This is a genomic window from Paenibacillus hemerocallicola, from assembly GCF_006265175.1.
In the GTDB taxonomy this organism is placed as follows: Bacteria; Bacillota; Bacilli; order Paenibacillales; family NBRC-103111; genus Paenibacillus_AB; species Paenibacillus_AB hemerocallicola.
The window spans coordinates 84,165-103,715 of sequence record NZ_VDCQ01000028.1 but is presented as its reverse complement, the minus strand read 5'-3'; the positions used below and the strand labels follow the sequence as shown (position 1 = coordinate 103,715).

Sequence of the window (19,551 nt, the reverse complement as noted above, 5' to 3'; positions counted from 1 at the left end):
GGCACCGTTACGCTTATCGTGCGGCTCGCCTCGTTCACCGTACCGGTAGCAGCCGGTGTAGCGAAGCTAAACGATGTTATCGCCTTCGCCGGGTTGGCAGCTGCGGTCACGGTAACATTAACCGAAGCCAGTTCCAAATAGACGCCGTCCCCTTCGTAATACGCCGTAAGCTGATGTGCTCCCGGGGACAGGGTGATGCCGGTCAATTGCGCGGTTCCACCCGTAAGCGATTTGGAACCCAGCACATCCCCCCCATCTTTGAACACGACAGTGCCGGTCGGATTGTCAAAATCGCCTGTAACATCAGCCGTCAGTGTAATCGGTTGAAGATAGCCCGGGGATAAATTCGACACGGATAATGACACCGCAGGTGCGACACGCATTTTTTTCGGGATATTTTGCCCTCTTCCCCATGACCAGATTTGCCCGCCCGCATCCAGACCGAACGATTCTCCGTATCCCGCTGACACGGACGTTAATTGTAACGGGGTGCCGCTGTCGTCTTCGAGCGGAATTTTGACGGGCACCTCTGATTTCACTGCCCCAATATTCCCCAGTTGTCCCTCCGTATTATTCCCCCACGCCCACATATTCCCGTTGGTATCCAATGCCAGCGCGTGCTTTAACCCAGCGGAAATTTGAGTGAATATGACCGGGGTGCCGGAGTCCACGACCGTAAGCTTGGCTGGAATGTAAGTAGGTCCTGTGTCTCCCGCTCCATCTCCAAGTTCCCCTTCGGTATCGCCTCCCCAGGTCCATATGTTGCCGGCCGCGTCGAGGGCCAGAAATAAAGATGTACCGGCCCCGATTCCCGAGCCGGAAGCAATCGACTGAAATTCGACCGCCGACGTTTCCGGAAACTTCAATGGAATGAAGTCCACGTCAATTAAACGCCATAAGCGTTTGTTAGAATCGAGCGCCAGAGCTCCTTCTTCATTACCTTCAATTGTTTCGAATTCAACGGGAACGCCGCCATCGTATACCGGATATTTTACGGGTACGTCTATAGGGGCCGTGGGTGATTTCACTCCCCATACCCATAATGTACCGTTACTGTCCAGAGCTAGTGAAGCTGTTCGCATCACTACCAAGTCTGTAAAGGTGACATCCGTACCAGCGTCCGAAACTAAGTTTTTTTCCCAAAATAGAGAAGAGCCTGCAGAATCATTACCCAATCTCTCATTATAGTCTGAGCCAGTCATCCACAAATGGTCGGCGTCATCTAGCGCAGCGGAGTTTCCAAAGCCTGCCTTCACTTTCTGAAAAGTCACAGGGGAGCCACCGCTACCCATAACCTCGATTTTTTTGGGCATCGTAGAGGAGGCGGTCGTACCGTTGCCGTATTGACCTTCATTGTTTCTTCCCCACGCCCAAATCCGCCCCTCCCGATCCAGCGCTAAAGAAGAATCGGATTGGGACGAAACGGAAACAAACATAGGGTCACCGGGTGCAGCATGGGCATTCGACGGAACTAATAACGGACTTGCGATAAGGATAAGCGCCAATAGACTAATCATTATTTTTTTCACGATTAAAGTCGATTTTCTCATCATGTTCTCCTTTCCTTCTTGCCTCAGGCAAAATTTGCCCAGGCTTTTAGCAAAAACCAGTATAACAAACGGCTATGAAAGAACTGCGAAAGAACTATAAAAGAACTATGAAAGCACTATGAAAGAACTATGAAAGAATCGCTGCAGGTATAGTATGATCAATAGAAGAGAGATAACTGGAAGCGGAAGGAAAGTTTTTGGCGGCTGGCTATCTTGGGTTATAATGATTGGAACTCAGATGTTTTCTACTGTAAGGAGAATTTCGCAGTTATGAGTATAACGCTATCCAATGTGGTCATGCTGGTTTCCATTTTTTTGATGATCGCGTTTTTATGCTACGCCTTTCTGTACAGGCAGGAACGGGGAATCCGATATTTTGCCTGGGTCATGGTTTGTCGCGTGATTTATGCCGGAAGTGTGATCATGGAAATCAACAGCGAAAGTTTATCGTCAAAAATACTGTTTCGAAATATTGAACAGACCAGCTTGTTGTTTGTTGTGCCTATGGTCATTTTTTTTGTGCTGGCCCTGTTCGGGAAAGACGAATATTTACGTCCGTTTCGAATGATGCAGATCCTTTCGATTTTCGCGCTTTGGTCGTTGCTTATATGGACTAATCCGTATCACCATCTGCTTTTCCGGAATATAGAGCTCAATCAAGGGCATTTGGAAATAAGCAAAACCGTTTATTCGATTGCGTTTAATATTATCTGTTATCTGATTATTGCCGCTTGCGTCTTTTATTTGTTTGTCTATCTGCGGCGCGTTCGTCCCGAGCTTCGCAAGCCCGGCATCTGGTTGGTACTGTGCGGCTGTATCCCCGCTGCGACGGAAATTGCCAAGTCCGCTTATTCCGGCTTCACGCCGTGGCTGCTTCCTATCTCGGTTTATTGCGGCTTTTTGGGAATGACCATGCTGTGGATTGTGATCCGTTACCGGATGTTCTCGGTCGTGCCGCTTGCAAGAAATGTTGTGGTGGAGACGATGGAAGAAGGGATACTCATTGTCAATCACAGAGGAAGCATCATCGATAGCAATGCGTATGTTGAGCCCTTATTTGCGGGTTCGGGAGAAAGCTCGATTGCCGGGCAGCGTATCGACAAATTGTTGGCCAAGTGGCCGGGATGGCTGCGCGCCTGCGAGCGAATGGAGGCGAGCGATATGGAGATCGACGCACGAGTGGACGGAGAATCCCGAGTCTATTCGGTCAAGGTGTATCCGCTGGCCTCCCGGGAAAGGGTTGGACAAGGAACCGTATCCGTATTGTTCGATATTACCGAAAAGCAGAGGCAGATGGAGCAGATCGTTAAGCTCAATCAGCTAAAAGACCATTTGTTCGCAATCGTTTCCCACGATATCCGGAATCCGTTAGCGGTCCAGGCTAGCTTGATGGAAGTGCTGGAAGCAGATAAAACGATGTTTAACCGCAATCATCAGGAAGTGATCGATGCATTAAGCGGGCAAATTCAAAATACGTTTGTGATGATCGAAAATTTGCTGGAATGGTTTCGCAGCCAAAAGGAAGGCATGCTGCTGCAACCCGAACGATTACGACTGACAGATGTGGTCGAGGACGTGTGCCGCACGCTGCGAATTAAAAGCGAAGCCAAACAAATCGCCATACATACGGAGATCGACAGCAATATTGAAGTACATGCGGATAGAGAAGCGGTCAATTTGATCGTTCGTAATCTGATGACGAATGCGATCAAATTTTCCGAGCGAGGCGGGAGAGTTCGGGTTAGCGCTGAAACGAATGCCGGGCAGGTGATCGTATCGGTCAGCGACAATGGTGTGGGTATGGAGGAAGAACGGGTTCGGGAATTGTTCGATCCGCTGAGACTCGTGTCCACAACAGGTACTGCCGGGGAGAGAGGAACCGGACTGGGATTGCAAGTCTGCCAACAATTCGTGCGGATGAGCGGCGGACAGATTTGGGTGGAGAGCGTGCCGCGCCAGAAAACGGTTTTTCACTTTTCGCTTGGCGCTGCAGACTCGGAGAGGGACAACGATGAAAGTATTGCTTATTGATGACGAACAGGCGATGTTGACGGCACTGAGTCAGCTGTTGTCGCGAATAGAAGGCGTGGAAATCGTCGGGATGGTACGCAGCCGTGCAGAGGCGGTTGCGTTTGCCGCACAGCATGTCGTGGATCTTGTCTTTATCGATATCAAGATCGCGGAAGACAGCGGATTGACATTAGCCCTTGAATTGCGGAAGATGGACGCCGATTTGGATATTGTGTTCGTGACCTCCCATAAGGAGTTTGCGCTGGATGCTTTTGACGCTTATCCGTTGGATTATATTGTAAAGCCTATTTCCGGGAAGCGATTGGAAGAAACCGTTGCGAGAGCGGTGAGAGGGCGGGCGGAGAAGCTCGGTTCCGGTAACGCGGACAGGTCGAAACGATTGTCGGTTGCAAGCTTGGGAGTTTTGCAAATCAGCAGCGAGCAAGGAGATTCATTGAAGTGGATGTCCCGCAAAAGTCAGGAGCTGTTTGCGTATTTGCTGCTCTGTCGCGGGAATCGTGCGGCCAAAGTCCGTATTCTGGAAGATCTATTCCATGATAGAGAAGGGAAAAATTCGGAGTTGTATCTCAATACTGCGCTATACCAGCTGCGCAGGACGCTGTCTACGCATGGAATGAAGGCCATACTTGTCTCCGATCGCGAACAGTATCAGATGAGTCTGGAACACATCAAGGTCGATTTTATAGAATTCGAAGAGCGATTGTCCGGTTTCCACACCATAGATGAAGACAATGAAGAGGCCGCGATTGCCGTCGAGAAAATGTATACGGGCGATTTGTTCGAAGACAAACCGTACGGGTGGGCGCTTGCCGAGCGCGAGCGGCTCAGCGATATGTACGAGGCGTTTGCCAAACGTCTCGTACAGTGGCTGCTCGAAAATAATCAGATTCGTCAGGCCGTTCAGATTTCTAAAAGGCTGGTACGGCGAAACGAATTGGATGAAGAAGCGAATATGCTGCTTATGCACGGGTTTGCCGCCTTGAATGACAGGCTGGCCCTCCAATTGCGATACAAGCAGTATGAAGCGCTGTTGAAGCAAGAACTCCATATTCAGCCTTCGGCAGAGCTAGCCGAGTGGTACGGTCGATTGTAGCTAGTGAAGTTAAGCATAAGAAGTACCATTTGCGAGGTGTTAACTATGCAATGGCAAGAAGTTCGGAGCATTTATCCTGACCAATATGTTCTACTTGAAATCTTAAATTCTCATACGAAAGATAGTGTTCAGTACGTTAACGAAGTTGCCTTGATTAGAGCAATTCAAGATCCTGATGAAGCAACTAGAGAACTGTTGAAGTGTAGAGACAACAACATCGTATATCATACCGGCCAAGAGAAAATTGAAATCGAACTCCGAAAAAATCCGTTTTACAGGAGCCGGTGAAATGCTAATCGAATATATCGATGATTTACTCCAAGCCTCAATGACGATTTTGTACAGAGGCCATTCTTTGACTATTAATAACCTAGTGGTTGATACTGGGGCTGCACACTCTCTTCTATCCTCTGATATCGTATCAGAACTCGGCATCAAGTTCGAAAATGGGGATAAGCTCGTGCGAAGCTACTACATTAACGGCCTCATCGGTCTAGACATCCTTAAAAACGGAAACATGATCATCAACCTTGATCGGATGGAAATGTATCCGTCAAAGTCCAATCCAGCTTAAAGAATGGGGACGCGAATCGCTCGCGTCCCCATTTCGTCCCCATCTCCCCTTACCACCTACTCAAAACCCTTGTAGATCAAGGATGTCACGCACTCCACATGCCCCGTATGCGGGAAGCGACCGCTTTGCCGCGGCATCTGTTAAAGTCGCTCATCAACGTTCTTACAGCCAATTATCTTTGTAATCTTTTTCTTTGGCATGCTTTATCTCGATCGCGAACTTAAAGTTTTCTTTGAGTTTCATTAATGGGCTAATCTACCATGATAAAATACAAGGAGGAAAATCGATATAAATAATCATACTTCAGGGGAAAACTCTATGAAAAGGCGAATGGTAAGTTTGTTTTAAGCGTTGCTACTGAGCTTGCCCCTCCCTGCTGCCTACGCAGCAAGCGAGGGTACAAAGTCAGACGTCCATGGGCATTGGGCGGAGAAACAGCTGGAGGATTGGATCGGCAGAGGGCTTATTCAGGGTTATGGGATGGCTCATTTAAGCCGGATGGCGCGATTACAAGAGCAGAATTCATGGCTCTGGTGAACCGATCGTTCGGGTTGAATGACAAGTCAGAAGTGACAGTAAAAGATGTTCAAATCACATAAAGATCCTTCACGGTAAAGGAGTGAGTCTGATGCTGGTAGTTGGAAGAAAACCCGGACAATACATAGTGATCAACGAAAAAATTATCATAAAGGTAATTAAAAGTGAAGAGGGGCACTTACGCTTGGCTATTGAAGCGCCAAAAGATATCTCTATCGTTCGCGGAGAATTGCTTAATCAAGAATAAGCACAGAGTCTTAGCTTCTCCGTCAGCATTATCTTGTAAATGCCAGAGCTTCAATAGACCATTCGCGAGAATACCATTATTTTCCAAGCACAAAACGCCGTCCCGGTTATCCGGATAACGAATGGGGCAAGCACAAAATCGACTTGGATCGTCTCCGTTGGATATATGGATCGGATGCAAATATACTTTGGCGAGCTTGCCCAAGAACGACGGATTCCCGGGTTCGCATCACGAATTGAACCACCGCAGTAGAATAACGGTCTTGGATATCCGTGGGTCTCTCTCGACTCCGGTTGATGTCTTTCTCAGCCTCTACAACCAATTTCCCCTCTCTCCCCAACAAGATTATCCCCCTTTCGGCACCGGTATTACGGATTTCCAGTTCAAGGAAGTCCCATAGCAAATCCGACTCTGCCTTATCCTTGGACACAATTTTGGAAGCCTGTCAGAGCGTATCCATATCCAATTCCTTATCGAGCCCATGATTGAGCTTTCTATTCATTGCTGCAGTTTCTTTCATGGACGAGTAAATACGCACGCAGTTTCAAGAAGGAACATTTGAAACAGATGCCTATTTATTCGTCTTTTTGCTGTTTGAATGTAATTTTTTTACAATTTAATAATATATTAAATAATTGTGAGACTTAGGATGAGCAAACAGGTCGCCGTCATTCTTCAGGAGGAAGAAGGGCAGCGACCTATTTGCTCATTTTTTATGTCAATTTAATAAGCGGGATAAGGGGATGAGCCAATGCTCGTGTTAGGGAGAAAACCCGGCAGAGCAGCTGTCCAAGCCCACTGCGAGTTTTTCCGAAAAAACTTGCCGCTACTTATGGTACGGTTCAGCTCACTATACTTAAAGCAGCTTGCTTCTAACCATTCTAGCTGTAGTGTGTTACCGGCAGTCGTTGTCATGCTACCAACCTTAACGCTATGTTCACGCTTGCAACGCACTTCTAGCAACCAGCATATATCCGGCCCCCCGAATCGTAATGATTCTCTCAGGATTGGCAGGGTCAGCCTCGATTTTTTTGCGTAAATTACTGATGTGTACAGCGACCGTTCTCGTATCCTCCAGACTCTCCATTCCCCAGATGAGCTGAAACAACGCATCGACACTGACGACACGATTAACGTTTTGTGCCATATAGGACAGTAGACTGAACTCTTTTTTCGATAAAAAGATGGTTTCACTACCCATGTTGACGGACTGTGCGTAGAAATCCAGCGTCAAACCCGGTAACTCCAGCAGTTGTTCCCTTCTGCCCGTCGACACTCTGCGAAGATGAGCCTTGATCTTGGCCATGAGTACTCCCGGACTGAACGGCTTGGTCACATAATCGTCGCCGCCATTGGATAATGCGCTGATTTTCACCTCGTCTTCCTCACGGCTGCTCAGAAACACGATCGGCGCATTCGTGTAGCTACGTGCGTTCATGCACCAATCAACGCCGTTTTCATTAGCCAGCAGTACATCCAGTACAATCAAATCCGGCTCGAAAGATGCAAGCATCTTCATGGCTTCTGTCCCGCTATGACTGTAGGAGGATATGAAACCCTCCCTCTCGCAATACACCTGAACAATCTCGCATATATGGGGATCATCATCGACGATCATTATTTTGTGAGTGTCCACCACACCGTCACCTTCCTTCATTTACAATACAAGGAAGCGATACATAGAATATCGACCCCGTCTTGCCGTCGCTCTCCGCTCGAACCGTCCCTCCATGCGCTTGTACGATTTCCCTGCAAATCGCCAGCCCGAGCCCGCTGCCCTCTACTCCCTTCTCCACGCCCGGTCGATCATACTTGTAATTGCGATCGAAGATTTGCTCGAGCTGATCTGGAGGAATACCCGTGCCAGAATCTTGTACGCTAATTATCGCATAGCGGGTATCATTCACCTCGTCCACAGCTAGCGCAATACGCACCACGCCCCCCCTAGAGGTGAACTTCATCGCGTTCGACACTAGATTAAACAAAGCCTGCTCTAATCTTTGCGCATCCATCTCGACAACAGGCAAGTTAGGTCGTTGATCTTCCGCATCTCCGATATCCAGCATGAAATACAACCCTGCGTCACGCACGACCAGCTCATATTGTTCAAGAAAACCACGCAAGAAGTGAATCACATGAACCGGCTCCATTCGGTACGAGACTTGTCCCGTCTCCAAATGCGATAAGAAGGACAACTCCTCGATCATGCGGTTAATCCTTATCGTGTTATCCCGGATATACTTCAGGTATTGTTCATTACGTTCCGGCTTGACCCTGTCCTGCACAGCTTCTACATAACCAAGCATGCTGGACAGCGGCATACGCAGGTCATGCGTAATATAGGCAAGGAGCTTCTTCCTCCCTTGCTCGGAGTGAAGCAACCGGTCATACGAAGTGCGGAGATCATCGTGAGCTGCGGATAAGGCCTGCGTGCGTTCCTGCACGGTCCGTTCCAAATTCACATTCATTTCGGTCAGCTTATTGTTAGCGCCCTGCAGCTCACGTGCAATCCTCTCCTCGTTCGATGCCGCCCTCGTAAATCTTGAAGAGAGCAGAATCATCTGCGCGATCGTAAATACCAACAGACCAAGCGGAGATGTATTTCCGATCAACGACCATTCGTTGTAATATAAAAAATCGTTGATAACCGTAACTAAAGTAACCACCGACACCAACAGGAATGTCAGCGCTCCCTCATTACGCCGCACAGCCGCTTGGATCAGCCCAACCATTAGATACACCATATGCAGAACAACGATCACACCGATAATCAGTAACATTTTCGAATAGATTAGTGCAGGGGTCACGACAACAACTAGACAGAGTGCGCCGGTTGCGATCCGGGTGCCAAGATGAAACCATCGCGACACATAATTCGGGAAAATGCAATCAAAATACATTGTGATAATATAACCGCTGATGCAAAGAATCAGATACTCGATCTTGAACTGCAATTCCCACGGAAAATGAGGGAACAATTGTGTAATCATGAGCTCGCCGACCAGCAAGGATCGGATACCGAACAACACGGTGAACAGACCAAAATACAACGGCGCCCTGTCCTTGCGTCGCTGCACGAACAACAGCAGATTATACACGCCAATCACCAGCAGGCTTGCAGTTATGAACATTTCTGAGGCAACTCTCAGATTTGTCCTGACCGTTAACACATCACTGCCGCCCAACTCTATATACTTGGTGATGCCGCCTCGCTTATGATGGAAGTTCGCTACCTGCATAACCAGCTCTACTGTGTTGTTTTCAGTCTGGAAGAACACCAGCTTCGTTGCCAGATGCGGTGTCACGCCACTCTTGTCCTGACCAACCACCCCGACTTCGGCCAGCAGTTCTCCATTAACCCATAATTTATACGAATGAAAAATGGTAGGCAGCCGCAGAGCAAGTCGCTCATTCCGATCCTGCTCGCTAAGTTGGATGACCAGCCTAAAGGTTGCAAAGCCTGTACCGTTTAGCTGCAGACCATTTAACCGATAGCCTAGCCAGGAGCTCGGGATGCTGATCCAGCGGTCATGATTTCCGTCCCTTGCAGAACGAATCTGTATGTCCTCCGGCGACAGCAGCTCTTGCCAGTAAAATGCCCACTCCCCTTTTAACTTTAGCGGATTCTCACTGACATGAACCGGCGTTAAATCCAGAATGCCTTTTTCACTTTGGAACTTAGGGGAGTCCGGCGCAGAGATGACGGCATAGCTTGCAACCAAACCAACAACAACGGCAGCAGCTATATAAAGCAAGATAGTACGAGAACCGAATCGAAGAATACCCCTCATTATGAAGCCGACTCCAATCTACAAGATTCGCAATAAGTAAGTTGATTGTCTAAATAATAACATCATTAAGGAAAATGTGCCCTGCAAATATCCGAGAGGCGTTAAACGCAAGCATCATGATAAGGTCCTTTTTTTGAACGGAACAAAATCACCCTAACGGGTGACTCCGCCTGCTAACCTATTGCTGCTCGACAGTTCAATAGTCAGTCTCTTGCTTATTCGCCGTTTTCTTAACATCCCGAGCCTCGCTTAGGTTGCCGCCCAGGTCGGTTGGAATCTTCGCCGATTTAAGACGGCGTAGACGCTCTAATTGATTCAACCACCTCATTCACCGGTCTTATATACAAAAGTCAGTTCGTACGGATTAGCTTTCTCTGGATCAGAGTCCACCCCGATGCTGTCTTTATCTACAAACGTTTAAACTCGCCCCATAGAAGAAGTACTGACACCAAAACAAAGACAGCCAATTCCAAAAAATAGCGGCCATCAATAAAAGACAAGACGACCAAAACCTTGGAATCTTATCATTCGCATAAGGTTTCTTTCTTGTCATCTGTTGTTCAGTCAACCTTCGCGCCATAAGAACGCAGGAAGACGACAGCTTGAGCGGTGTCCATACGAGTGCCCTTGACTTCAAACGATTTAAAGTCAACACCGTCCATATTAGCACCGCGCAAATCGGTCCCTTGCAACTTTGATTTTGCTAAATTGGCTCGTGTGAAGTCGCAATCCCTCAGATCGGATTTTTCCAAATTAGCCTCGTACAGATCAGCCTCGAAAAACCGGATATTCCTTAAATCCTGTTTTACCAGCCTCATTTGCCGAAGGTTTGTATAAGACCAGTCGCCATTCGTCAGCGTGATGTCAATCTTTAGTTTCATATCATTACATTCTCCTTCAGGATGATTCCTCCATTCTTTTGAAGTCGGAATGTTTCGTGTTGTCCATCGTTGAAACGTTTGAAGTCTTCGCCTGTTTGATAAAGAAACCGGTTGCCAAAGCGATCAAAGAAATGATTAAGCCAGCAAAAAAGGCGTCTTGCATGCCTGCGACAAATCCGTTCATCGCTTCGACCGGAGAAGTCGGGTCTTCGGAAATATTCATGTAAGCCTTCGTTCCCGATGACATAATACTGATGAACAAAGCGGTGCCGATCGCGCCGGCTACTTGCTGCAGCGTGTTTATGATCGCCGTTCCGTGCGGGTATAGATGACGAGGCAGTTGATTCAGTCCTGTCGTTTGCGCCGGCATCATCACCATGGAAAATCCGCCAAGCAAAATGACATGAAGGATAATCACATACCACGCATCTGCGCCGGTTCCGACTCCGATGAACAACCCGATGGACAGAACTGCCAGAACAAGACCCGGTATAACCAAAGCCCGAGGACCGAAATTATCGAACAGTTTGCCTGAAATCGGCGCCATAATGCCATTAAGGATACCGCCCGGCATCAAGGCCAGCCCTGAATTGAAAGCTGTCATAAGCAATACGGTCTGAAAATATAACGGAAGTATAATCATGACGGCAAATATCATCATCATCAGAAGGAGGATGAGCACCATAGCCAATGAGAACAAAGGGTATTTGAACACCCGAAGCTCAAGTATAGGCTCCTTCACGACCAACTGACGCCATATGAACAAAGTAATCGACACGCCCCCTGCGATGATCGCCCCAAATACTTCCGGTTCCGACCATGAACCTTCCCCCGCTTGGCTGAACCCGTAAACGATTCCTCCGAAACCGATAGAGGAGAGCAGAATGGACACCATATCCACTTTCGGTCTTGTCAATTCGGATACGTTTTTTAGGTAACTTGCGGCAAAAACAATGGAAAACACAGCCAATGGAATGACAAGATAGAACAACCAGCGCCACGACAACGAGTCGACGATCATGCCTGATAACGTCGGTCCGATTGCTGGAGCGAACATGATGACAAGACCGATCAGCCCCATCGCTCCGCCCCGTTTTTCCGGAGGGAAAATAACAAGTATCGTGGTCATCAATACGGGCAGCATAAGTCCCGTGCCCAACGCCTGAACGATCCGTCCGAATAAAAGCATGCCGAACCAGGGTGCCGCCGCGCAAACAATCGTCCCCGCCAGAAAGATTGTCATGGCGGACAAGAACATTTGTCTCGTAGTAAACCATTGCTGAAGAAGCGCCGTTACCGGTACAAGGATGCCGATAATGAGCATATAGCCGGTAGACAACCATTGAATGGTTGAAGCCGTTACGTCGAATTGTTTCATCATCTCCGGATAAGCAATATTCAACAACGTTTCATTCAAGATCGAGACAAATGCGCCGATAATCAATGCCGCTACGATAGGTCCTCTCTTTATCCCGCTTAAAGCTGCGGATGAAGCTTCTTTCCCTGCAATTCCTGTGTTCATCTTTTCCTCCCTTGTCCACCCTTATTTTCAGTTGGGTCATATATCCATTCATTATAGTTAACTAGCAGTAAATGTATATCGGATTAGCTCAGGAGAGGAAATCGTTTTTTTACAAGCAAGATGGAAGCAGCCGTTCGAATTTATAAGAAATCATTTATGAACGACAAAAAAAGAACAGGAAAACTAAACCTGTTCCTTCTTTGCTTAAGCGCCGCAACAACAATCAGCTTTCCAAGCGGGGCGCATCGTTAAATCTTGAGTATTTCTTTGATCAATCCTCACTAAACTTGGGAGCGCTTGCTATGCATCTCGGATTCGCCAATGCCATACGGATTTTCCACACCATTGACCATGCGGTTTGATAGCTGATTTCGAGCTGTTTTGCGATTTGCGCTGTGGATACCTGCTTATCTTGAACGACTAAAAAAATCGCTGCGAACCAGGTCGTGATATCCGTATGTGTCTTCTCTAAAATAGTACCGACGGTAAGGGTCGTCTGGTTGCCGCACCTCCTGCATTCATAAAGCGGGTAGTTGCGAGTCACTATGACATAGTAAGCGGTATGCCGACATTTGGAACACTGAAACCCTTCAGGCCATTTCATATTGTATAGATACTCAGAGCAAGACTTCTCAGTAAGGAAATGCTTCTGATATTGTGAAAATGTAATAACAGGTTGATTGTCCAAATGCGATCACTCCCCGAATGTACGTTTGGTTTCAATATAACAAAATATACATTCGAAATACTATTCTTTTGTTGCCATTCAGTTTCGTCTTATATTCCATTCGGGCTTTGTGTCCGCAATCGATTGTTTATCGCCGGAACTTTAGTCTCGGCGGAATGAACATTCAAATTCAGGGCAACAGGATTTTTGAAAGTATCTATATGAAAAGAGAACGCCCCTGAAGTTGAAGGGCGTTCTCTGCTTTTCAAGATAGACCAGACAAAAATCAGGCGTAAGGCTGAATTCGCTAATGACGCTGTATCCTAGCTTTTCGTAGGCGATGTTCTTTTCGCTTTTGCTTCCAGTGAACAATTCGTAACGAGATTGCGGAAAATGGCCTTCTATAGCCTCAATCAATATCCTGCCGATTCCTTTATTTTGATTGTTCGGATTCACCACGAGCTTGCCAATATAGCATATTCCGTCTCGTTCATTTGCCCTTACGGAGCCGATGATTGCGCCATTAACCACAGCTTTCAGGATGATGTGAATTTCAAACTGTTGCTGTAACTGTTCCAGCGTCTGCACAAGCGGTTCAATGCTAAAATCGTTGTAAATTTCCGCTTCGCTTCGATAAGCAAGCTTTTGCAATGACAGGATTTCTTCGGCATCCGTTACGGAAGCTCTTTCAATTCTAGTACTCATCTCATCTCGTCTGGATGAACGAAATGCAATCCGCGAGCCAATGCATCAGGGTCAATGTTAACACTAATCCGTAGCCGATCAACGATTAGATTACGGATTGTACTTTTTCCGCTTCCATTGTTACCGGCAAATACGTACATGATCGGTATCGCTTCATGGATGAGAGACATCCTGGTCAATAAACGGGGATAACATTCCCATCATAGAATTCCTTTACAATTTGGCCCTTATCTGTCTTATATACGATGTATGTTTCATTGGCTTTGGCATCCAACCTAGCTCGATCGCCCGTAAGCCTAATCAGTTTCTGAAGATCTTTGATTTGATTCATTGCCTCACCATCCTGACCACATCATCCCCGATTAAATTCAGCTTCTTCCGACTTGGCAGAGGCCGAAATACCCGATTCTTTTGGACGATGCTCCTCAGCAGGGGCAAAAGGATCGGACAACAACGCAACGACAAGCTGCATGCCGTCATGCATTCCTTGAAATACAAGCGTTCGTTCTCCAAGGCCCGCTTGAGATGATGCTTATCCTCCCATTCCATAAACTCCGGCCACTGCGTTTTATCTAAATCGATAAATAGCGCTTCAAAAGCCGCTTCCTCCTCTACGCGATACTTGCGAAGGTCCGGATGATGCTCGATTCGAGCTGATACGTAATCCAGCCGCCGCTAAAGATGCCTCGCTCTTCCCGATCTTGCTCCATATACCTTGTTTTTCCGAAGTCTCTCCATGGAAACAACCTTTTTTTCTATTTATGTACGAGCTCTCCCGATTAAAGCTTCACCTGAATCCGCGATCTATTTTGCTTGAAAATACAAGAAAATGGAAGGAAAACGTCGCCTCGATGGAGAAAAACTAGGTATTCGCAGCTGAAGGGGAGGCCGATCTGCAAATCGTACATGGACATAGCAAGAGTCATCGGCCCGATCTCAACCAGATCGTGCTCGGGCTAGCCGTTTCGCCAGAGCTCATCCCGGTGCTTGCCAATGTTGAGAAGGGAAACACCTCCGACAAAACGTGGAACTTCACGTTCATCCGAAAGCTGCGGCAAACGCTTAGCCTGGAAGGCTGGCAGCAACTCCTTTATGTGTCCGATTCCGCACAGATCACGAAGCGGAACCTGAAATACTTGAAACGGCTTTACTTGCGTTTTGTCTCTCGGCTGCCCGATTTGTTCGCTGTCTGCGAGGAGGTCAAGCAGGCTGCGTGGGAATAGGGGGCATGGCAGGAGATTGGCAGGCTGAGCCGATGCCAGCTGCGGCGGAGTACCGCATCCAATCGATGGCGCCCGATTGACGGCCGCCCCTTTCGGCTGATCGTCGTATATTCGAACAATTTGGACGAACGCAATCAACGGTCGCTTGACAGTCAGCTCAAAAAAGAAGAAGAGCGACTCGTGCGACTGATCCGGAAACTGGAGGAAACCGAGTTTCATTGCGAGTCGGATGCTAGACAAGCGAACTGGTCGCGGACGACCGAAAAAAGAAGAAGCCTCGCTCGTGGAAACCGTCTATACACAGAAGCTTGAAGCGTTTGGGTGAGACGAGGCCGCGGTAGAGGCGGATAAGCGTCTGCTCAGCACCTTGGTCCTGATCAGCAATGCCGAAACGCTCCACTACTCGGATACGGAGCTACTTCGCGCGTACAAGGGACAAGATGCCGCCGAGGCGCGATTTCGTCTTTTGAAAGATCCACAGCTCTTGGGCGGCATGTACCTCAAAACACTGCTTATGGCGCTGCTGCAGACACTGTTCGACAAGCTCTGACAATACAAGGGAATAATAAAGTACCTGCTGGAGCACCTATTATTAAAGCGGTAAATTATGATGCGAAAACCGATGCTTGGGCTATTCGTATTAAATAAGACGGATATAGAATCTAATATTCAAGTTGAGAATGAATAATCGTGCCTCCTACACTAACGGATATTACGACCGATATCCATTTGCATCTCTATTGCTCAGGGTTTAGCGCAACGATTTCTTAGTAATTGGGGTGAGGGAAATTAAAATACAAAAAAGAAACATGATTTTTATAGCTGTAATAGGGATTCTAGTTATTTCAACAGCATTTATATATTATTCTTTATATGAACAACGAGATATTACCAGATTGATTATTGGGGAATGGGAAGATAATCACGGAGTAGAAAGTATCTTTAATAAAGATATGACAATGGTATATATGCATTCTAGTGATGAGGAGATTAAAGGGCAATATGAATTTACTACTGATTCTATTGTCATGGTTTGGACATTACAGCGAGTGCATGCACCAAACGATAAACTAATTTTCAAATATACAATTAAAAACAAAAATGAAATTACACTTGAAGAGATGTATTATAACGGAAATAAAGAGTTGGTTAGTTATAACAATCCCAAGCTTACATTGTCTCGACAAAAATAAGTTAGGACAGAGCTTATAACCCGCCCAGGGGAACGGCCAGGGGAACGGGTTATTTTCTCTGATTTCTTTGGAGGTTTCCCACCCAAAATGTTGTGCGGGGAGTCGGACGTCCATCCGGCTCCTCGTTTCAATCCTAATCCTCTCATGACTGTTTCATTCGTGAAGTTCACCTTTGCGAGAATCCTGGTTTCGCCTCATTATGCGAATGTCGGGCTTATTTGATCCTCCCCCCTCGGTCGACAACACAGCGCCGAATGTACATGCTGCATTAGGGTCCTCGTAAGCTTATAGCAACGAATAGTTGATCAGCACGAATATATTGCTTTTTGGTTCACGTAGCAGGACGTCGCTTTCGTCCAAAGACAGATCAAACTTCCCAATGTCCGTTAATTCCGTCGTTAACTGAGTCAAATTGAGCTCGTCCGCTTTCGACGACTTTACTTCGCCGGCATCTATCGACACGAGACGGATTTCATCGATTTGGATCGTCTTGCCGCTTGTAAAGTAAGGAAAATAATTGCCGTGTATCGCTCCCTTAAACTTGGCTGTACTACCGGGCGTGGTGAACAGGTGCCATTCGCTCGGGAAATCATGCTTCAGCCCGAGCATCAGCACAAGCCCCGAAGTATTGGCCTCGCTTACCTTGTCTCTCAGGTGCTCATAAGCTTTATCGCGAAGCTGCCCCCCGCCTTGTCTTGCCGTGTATCGGATATGCAAAATGATATCGGAGATGGTGTTGTAATCGAATTGGCGGAACTCGGACGGCAGTTCAAGCTTCCAAGTGCTCAAGGCGCCGGCGCCTTCAAACGGTAAAAACCGTTCATCGCGCAGATTTGTTTCAAACATTCCGCTATCGTTGACACCGCCGCTGGTTACGATCGATTGGGCCGCTCCGAAATAGTCCGCAAACCGCGTATCTTCACTGCCTTGGCGAGCGTAACTGTCTTCCTGCAGCAATGGAGAAGTTCGAATCGAGCTTCTCAGCAGCGTCAACGTACAAGTTATATTCGTATATGGCCCGGATACGGATGGGATGGACAAACTGACGTATTTGATTCGTCGCATGTAATGCCCTGCGCCATCCAGGTCGTACAACCATTCCGGAATGATGATCTCGCAGCTGCCGGCAGTTTTCAATTGCAGCAGCATCAATGGATCAAGCTGCCGCAACGAGACGTGCTTCGTCAATTCGTATTCGCGCTTGTTGTTCTCGTAATAGGCCATCTCCATTCGCTTCAAATCCAGATAAAGCGCTTCTCCGGATAGCAGCCCTTTATGTCCGCCGTCCCAATAGTTGAACTTGATATAGTCAATGGCGTTCACTTCAGGCCGCATCAGTTCTTGCTTCATCGTCTTTTCGGCCTTGCGGGCGACGTCGAATGCGAACCGGTAATATTCGTAATAAAGCCGGGTGAGCTCGCCCTGCATCCAAATGTACAATTGCTCCTTGGTAAACTTGCCCGCGAGCTCGGTTTTGATGTTTTCTTGTGATCGGATCAGCTCTTCCGTATGTTTATATTCGTGTTTGGCATATTGCTCGGAGATGGCGGAACCGATCATTTGTCTTCCGATGTACTCCAATTCCAGAGCGGCCGTGCGGGCCGCGAAGATCCACTCGTTGGCCCTGCGTTCGTACTCCGCTTTCTTCATGGCATCGTGCGCTTTCTGATCATTGATTGCCTCGGCAATATGGATTCCGGCCATCGCAAACTTGCCCGATTCCGCCAGGAAGGCTCCTCCCGTCATTTCCACGCCATTGAATGGAGTACCCATATAAATGTTGGGTATCATGGAAAGTCCCGAAGTTACGGCGGCCGTACCCGCTGCAGCAAGCTTCAGCCCCCTCGACCAATCGCTGTAGCTATTTAACGAATCATACTCTCCGACCAGCAAGCCCAACTTGCCGTCGCCTTTTAGGGCCGTGTCCAAATAATCGGGCACCTTGACAGGCATTCCATTTTTCAAGACTTGTGCGATCCATTGCCCTGCAAAATTATCCTCGGTTACGTCTTGATCGAATCCTTTGGCTTCGATCTCATTCGCATCGAAACCGGATTGAAGCAGCCGGTTATAATAGCGGAATTTCTCTAACGCTACCTTACTGCTTCTTTGCAAAGCAACAGTAGACTCCTCCGCTTGTTTCCACTGCAAGAAACGAACCTCTTTGGACATCCGATGAATCTTGACCTCGTGTTCTTGCCGAAGAAAAGCAAGCTTCTCCCCGTCTCCTTTTTCAATAGCGGACAACAGCGCATGACCGAAATTCCGCACCTCGGCGCAAAGCTCCAGCGCTTTTTGAATAAGCGGCAAAGCGCGAACCGGCCCAATCGGTTGATTCAATCCGCCGATCACCGAGCCTAGGCTTAAACCCGCCGCCGCCGCTTTCACGAGCAAGCCCGGATCGATCGGAGGATCGAACAAGGCCAGTTGGCGCTCGACGCCTTCCATATTCATACAATGGCGAATTTTGAACAGCCGATCGGCAACCGTATCCCAATAGCGGAGCATCTTGTCATTGGGCGGGAAACAGAAATACATGGCTCGCCCGGTACCGAATAGGGCTTCTAAAGCATCGACATCCGCATCCAAACCATTCCGGCTGCCGAAGTTGAACGGGATTCTGCCTTCCAGGTCAACCGCCATATTGCCCATCGCGTCAAAGCCGTCTTGCCGATCCTTGAGCTGTTTAAACGTCAACGCCGGAACATGGCCCTGCGAAGGCTTGCGCTGCGGACGCTTGCCAAGAATATTCGCCGCCATTACATACAGCATCGTTGCTTCTTGGACGGATTCACGCGTATCTTGCAAAAATAACGAATCTCCCCAAGCGATAATATTGTCCAAATATTTCATAACAACATTGTACTTATAGGCAACATACCTTGTCCTTGCAATCACATGCGGCTGGAACGGTTTCTGCATAATATCGTTGTAGCCGTCAAGGACGGACTCCTTCAACGCCAGATCTTGAGGATCGGTACCGGAAAGAATACGAATCACGCTATAAATGCCGGTATGATCGTTCTCCGGCCGGAAACCGATAAATTTCCAATACTTCTTCTTGGAATCCGGCTCGCGATCGGTAGGGTCGAATATCAAATGAAACCAGCTTTGCGCTTCGGCGAACCGTTGATTTTTGCTTAGATGCACGGCGATCGCAAGCGGAATATGAAATAATAACTCCCAGTTATAGTTCGCATACGGACCTCCTGCACGGACATCGATCGTTTTGGGAAAACTTTTAACACTGCTTACTCCGAATTTATTTACAGGCCCATAGGTTTGTTCAAAATCAGCAGCATGCAACGACTGCAGAAAGTTCGGATCGAGCATGCCGGCGACCGAGTCTTGCATGACCTTCTCCTTCAGCTTGCCGACAAAAGGATGAAAAAAATGCTCAAACGTGTACGTTATTTGCGAGTCTTTCAGAGTAGACTTCGCATGTTCTTGAAGCGCCTGCTCCTTCATAAACTTCCAAATTTCCTGATGAAGCGTTCCGGCATGCAGATCTATCGGATTTGGCATGAATATCTCCCT

At 47.6% G+C, this 19,551-nt stretch carries 14 protein-coding genes and 1 pseudogene; 6 read left to right on the top strand and 9 right to left on the bottom strand.

Annotated features, from left to right (window positions below; genetic code table 11):
* The coding region (locus FE784_RS20055; protein WP_139604008.1) for an Ig-like domain repeat protein at positions 1-1,553 on the bottom strand (1,553 nt) is incomplete at its 3' end.
* A gap of 267 nt (positions 1,554-1,820) precedes the next feature.
* Between FE784_RS20055 and FE784_RS20050 the strand changes: the two genes are divergently transcribed.
* The 4 genes from FE784_RS20050 (at position 1,821) to FE784_RS20025 (ending at position 6,032) form a co-directional block, all read left to right on the top strand.
* A complete protein-coding gene (locus FE784_RS20050) occupies positions 1,821-3,581 on the top strand; it encodes a sensor histidine kinase (protein ID WP_139604007.1) in 1,761 nt (586 codons plus the stop codon).
* Positions 3,562-4,674 (top strand): response regulator, encoded by a 1,113-nt coding sequence (locus FE784_RS20045; protein ID WP_139604006.1) that lies wholly within the window; start codon positions 3,562-3,564, stop codon positions 4,672-4,674. The genes FE784_RS20050 and FE784_RS20045 overlap by 20 nt, the downstream gene beginning before the upstream one ends.
* Before the next feature lie 289 nt (positions 4,675-4,963).
* The gene (locus tag FE784_RS20035; RefSeq protein ID WP_139604004.1) at positions 4,964-5,248 is read left to right on the top strand and encodes a pepsin/retropepsin-like aspartic protease family protein; all 285 of its coding nucleotides are present in this window, start codon (positions 4,964-4,966) and stop codon (positions 5,246-5,248) included.
* Between the two features lie 628 nt (positions 5,249-5,876).
* Entirely contained in the window at positions 5,877-6,032 is a 156-nt protein-coding gene (locus tag FE784_RS20025) for a carbon storage regulator (RefSeq protein WP_076338376.1), read from the top strand.
* Positions 6,033-6,969: 937 nt separating this feature from the next.
* Here FE784_RS20025 and FE784_RS20020 read toward each other — a convergent pair.
* The 7 genes and pseudogenes from FE784_RS20020 to FE784_RS41010 all read right to left on the bottom strand — a co-directional run bounded on the left by FE784_RS20020 (position 6,970) and on the right by FE784_RS41010 (position 13,929).
* A complete protein-coding gene (locus FE784_RS20020; protein WP_139604002.1) occupies positions 6,970-7,668 on the bottom strand; it encodes a response regulator transcription factor in 699 nt (232 codons plus the stop codon).
* Between the two features lie 7 nt (positions 7,669-7,675).
* A complete protein-coding gene (locus FE784_RS20015; RefSeq protein WP_139604001.1) occupies positions 7,676-9,823 on the bottom strand; it encodes a sensor histidine kinase in 2,148 nt (715 codons plus the stop codon).
* Positions 9,824-10,383: 560 nt separating this feature from the next.
* A pseudogene (locus tag FE784_RS20010) lies at positions 10,384-10,686 on the bottom strand (pentapeptide repeat-containing protein); the annotation flags it as partial.
* 34 nt (positions 10,687-10,720) lie between these two features.
* Positions 10,721-12,226 carry a DHA2 family efflux MFS transporter permease subunit gene (locus FE784_RS20005; RefSeq protein ID WP_139603999.1) on the bottom strand — a complete coding sequence of 502 codons (1,506 nt, stop codon included), beginning with the start codon at positions 12,224-12,226 and terminating at the stop codon, positions 10,721-10,723.
* 271 nt (positions 12,227-12,497) lie between these two features.
* Positions 12,498-12,914, bottom strand: coding sequence for a transposase (locus tag FE784_RS20000; protein ID WP_139603998.1), 417 nt, complete (start codon positions 12,912-12,914; stop codon positions 12,498-12,500).
* Positions 12,915-13,055: 141 nt separating this feature from the next.
* Positions 13,056-13,598: a GNAT family N-acetyltransferase gene (locus FE784_RS19995; protein WP_139603997.1), complete on the bottom strand. Its 543-nt coding sequence runs from the start codon at positions 13,596-13,598 to the stop codon at positions 13,056-13,058.
* Between the two features lie 175 nt (positions 13,599-13,773).
* Positions 13,774-13,929, bottom strand: a complete 156-nt coding sequence (locus FE784_RS41010; RefSeq protein ID WP_176706378.1) for a hypothetical protein — start codon at positions 13,927-13,929, stop codon at positions 13,774-13,776.
* A gap of 652 nt (positions 13,930-14,581) precedes the next feature.
* Between FE784_RS41010 and FE784_RS19985 the strand changes: the two genes are divergently transcribed.
* A complete protein-coding gene (locus FE784_RS19985; protein WP_139603996.1) occupies positions 14,582-14,821 on the top strand; it encodes a hypothetical protein in 240 nt (79 codons plus the stop codon).
* 896 nt (positions 14,822-15,717) lie between these two features.
* A complete protein-coding gene (locus FE784_RS19980; protein WP_139603995.1) occupies positions 15,718-16,014 on the top strand; it encodes a hypothetical protein in 297 nt (98 codons plus the stop codon).
* Between the two features lie 285 nt (positions 16,015-16,299).
* Here FE784_RS19980 and FE784_RS19975 read toward each other — a convergent pair whose 3' ends face one another.
* On the bottom strand, positions 16,300-19,539 hold the full coding sequence (locus tag FE784_RS19975) for a Tc toxin subunit A-related protein (protein WP_139603994.1): 3,240 nt from the start codon (positions 19,537-19,539) through the stop codon (positions 16,300-16,302).
* Positions 19,540-19,551: the final 12 nt, after the last annotated feature.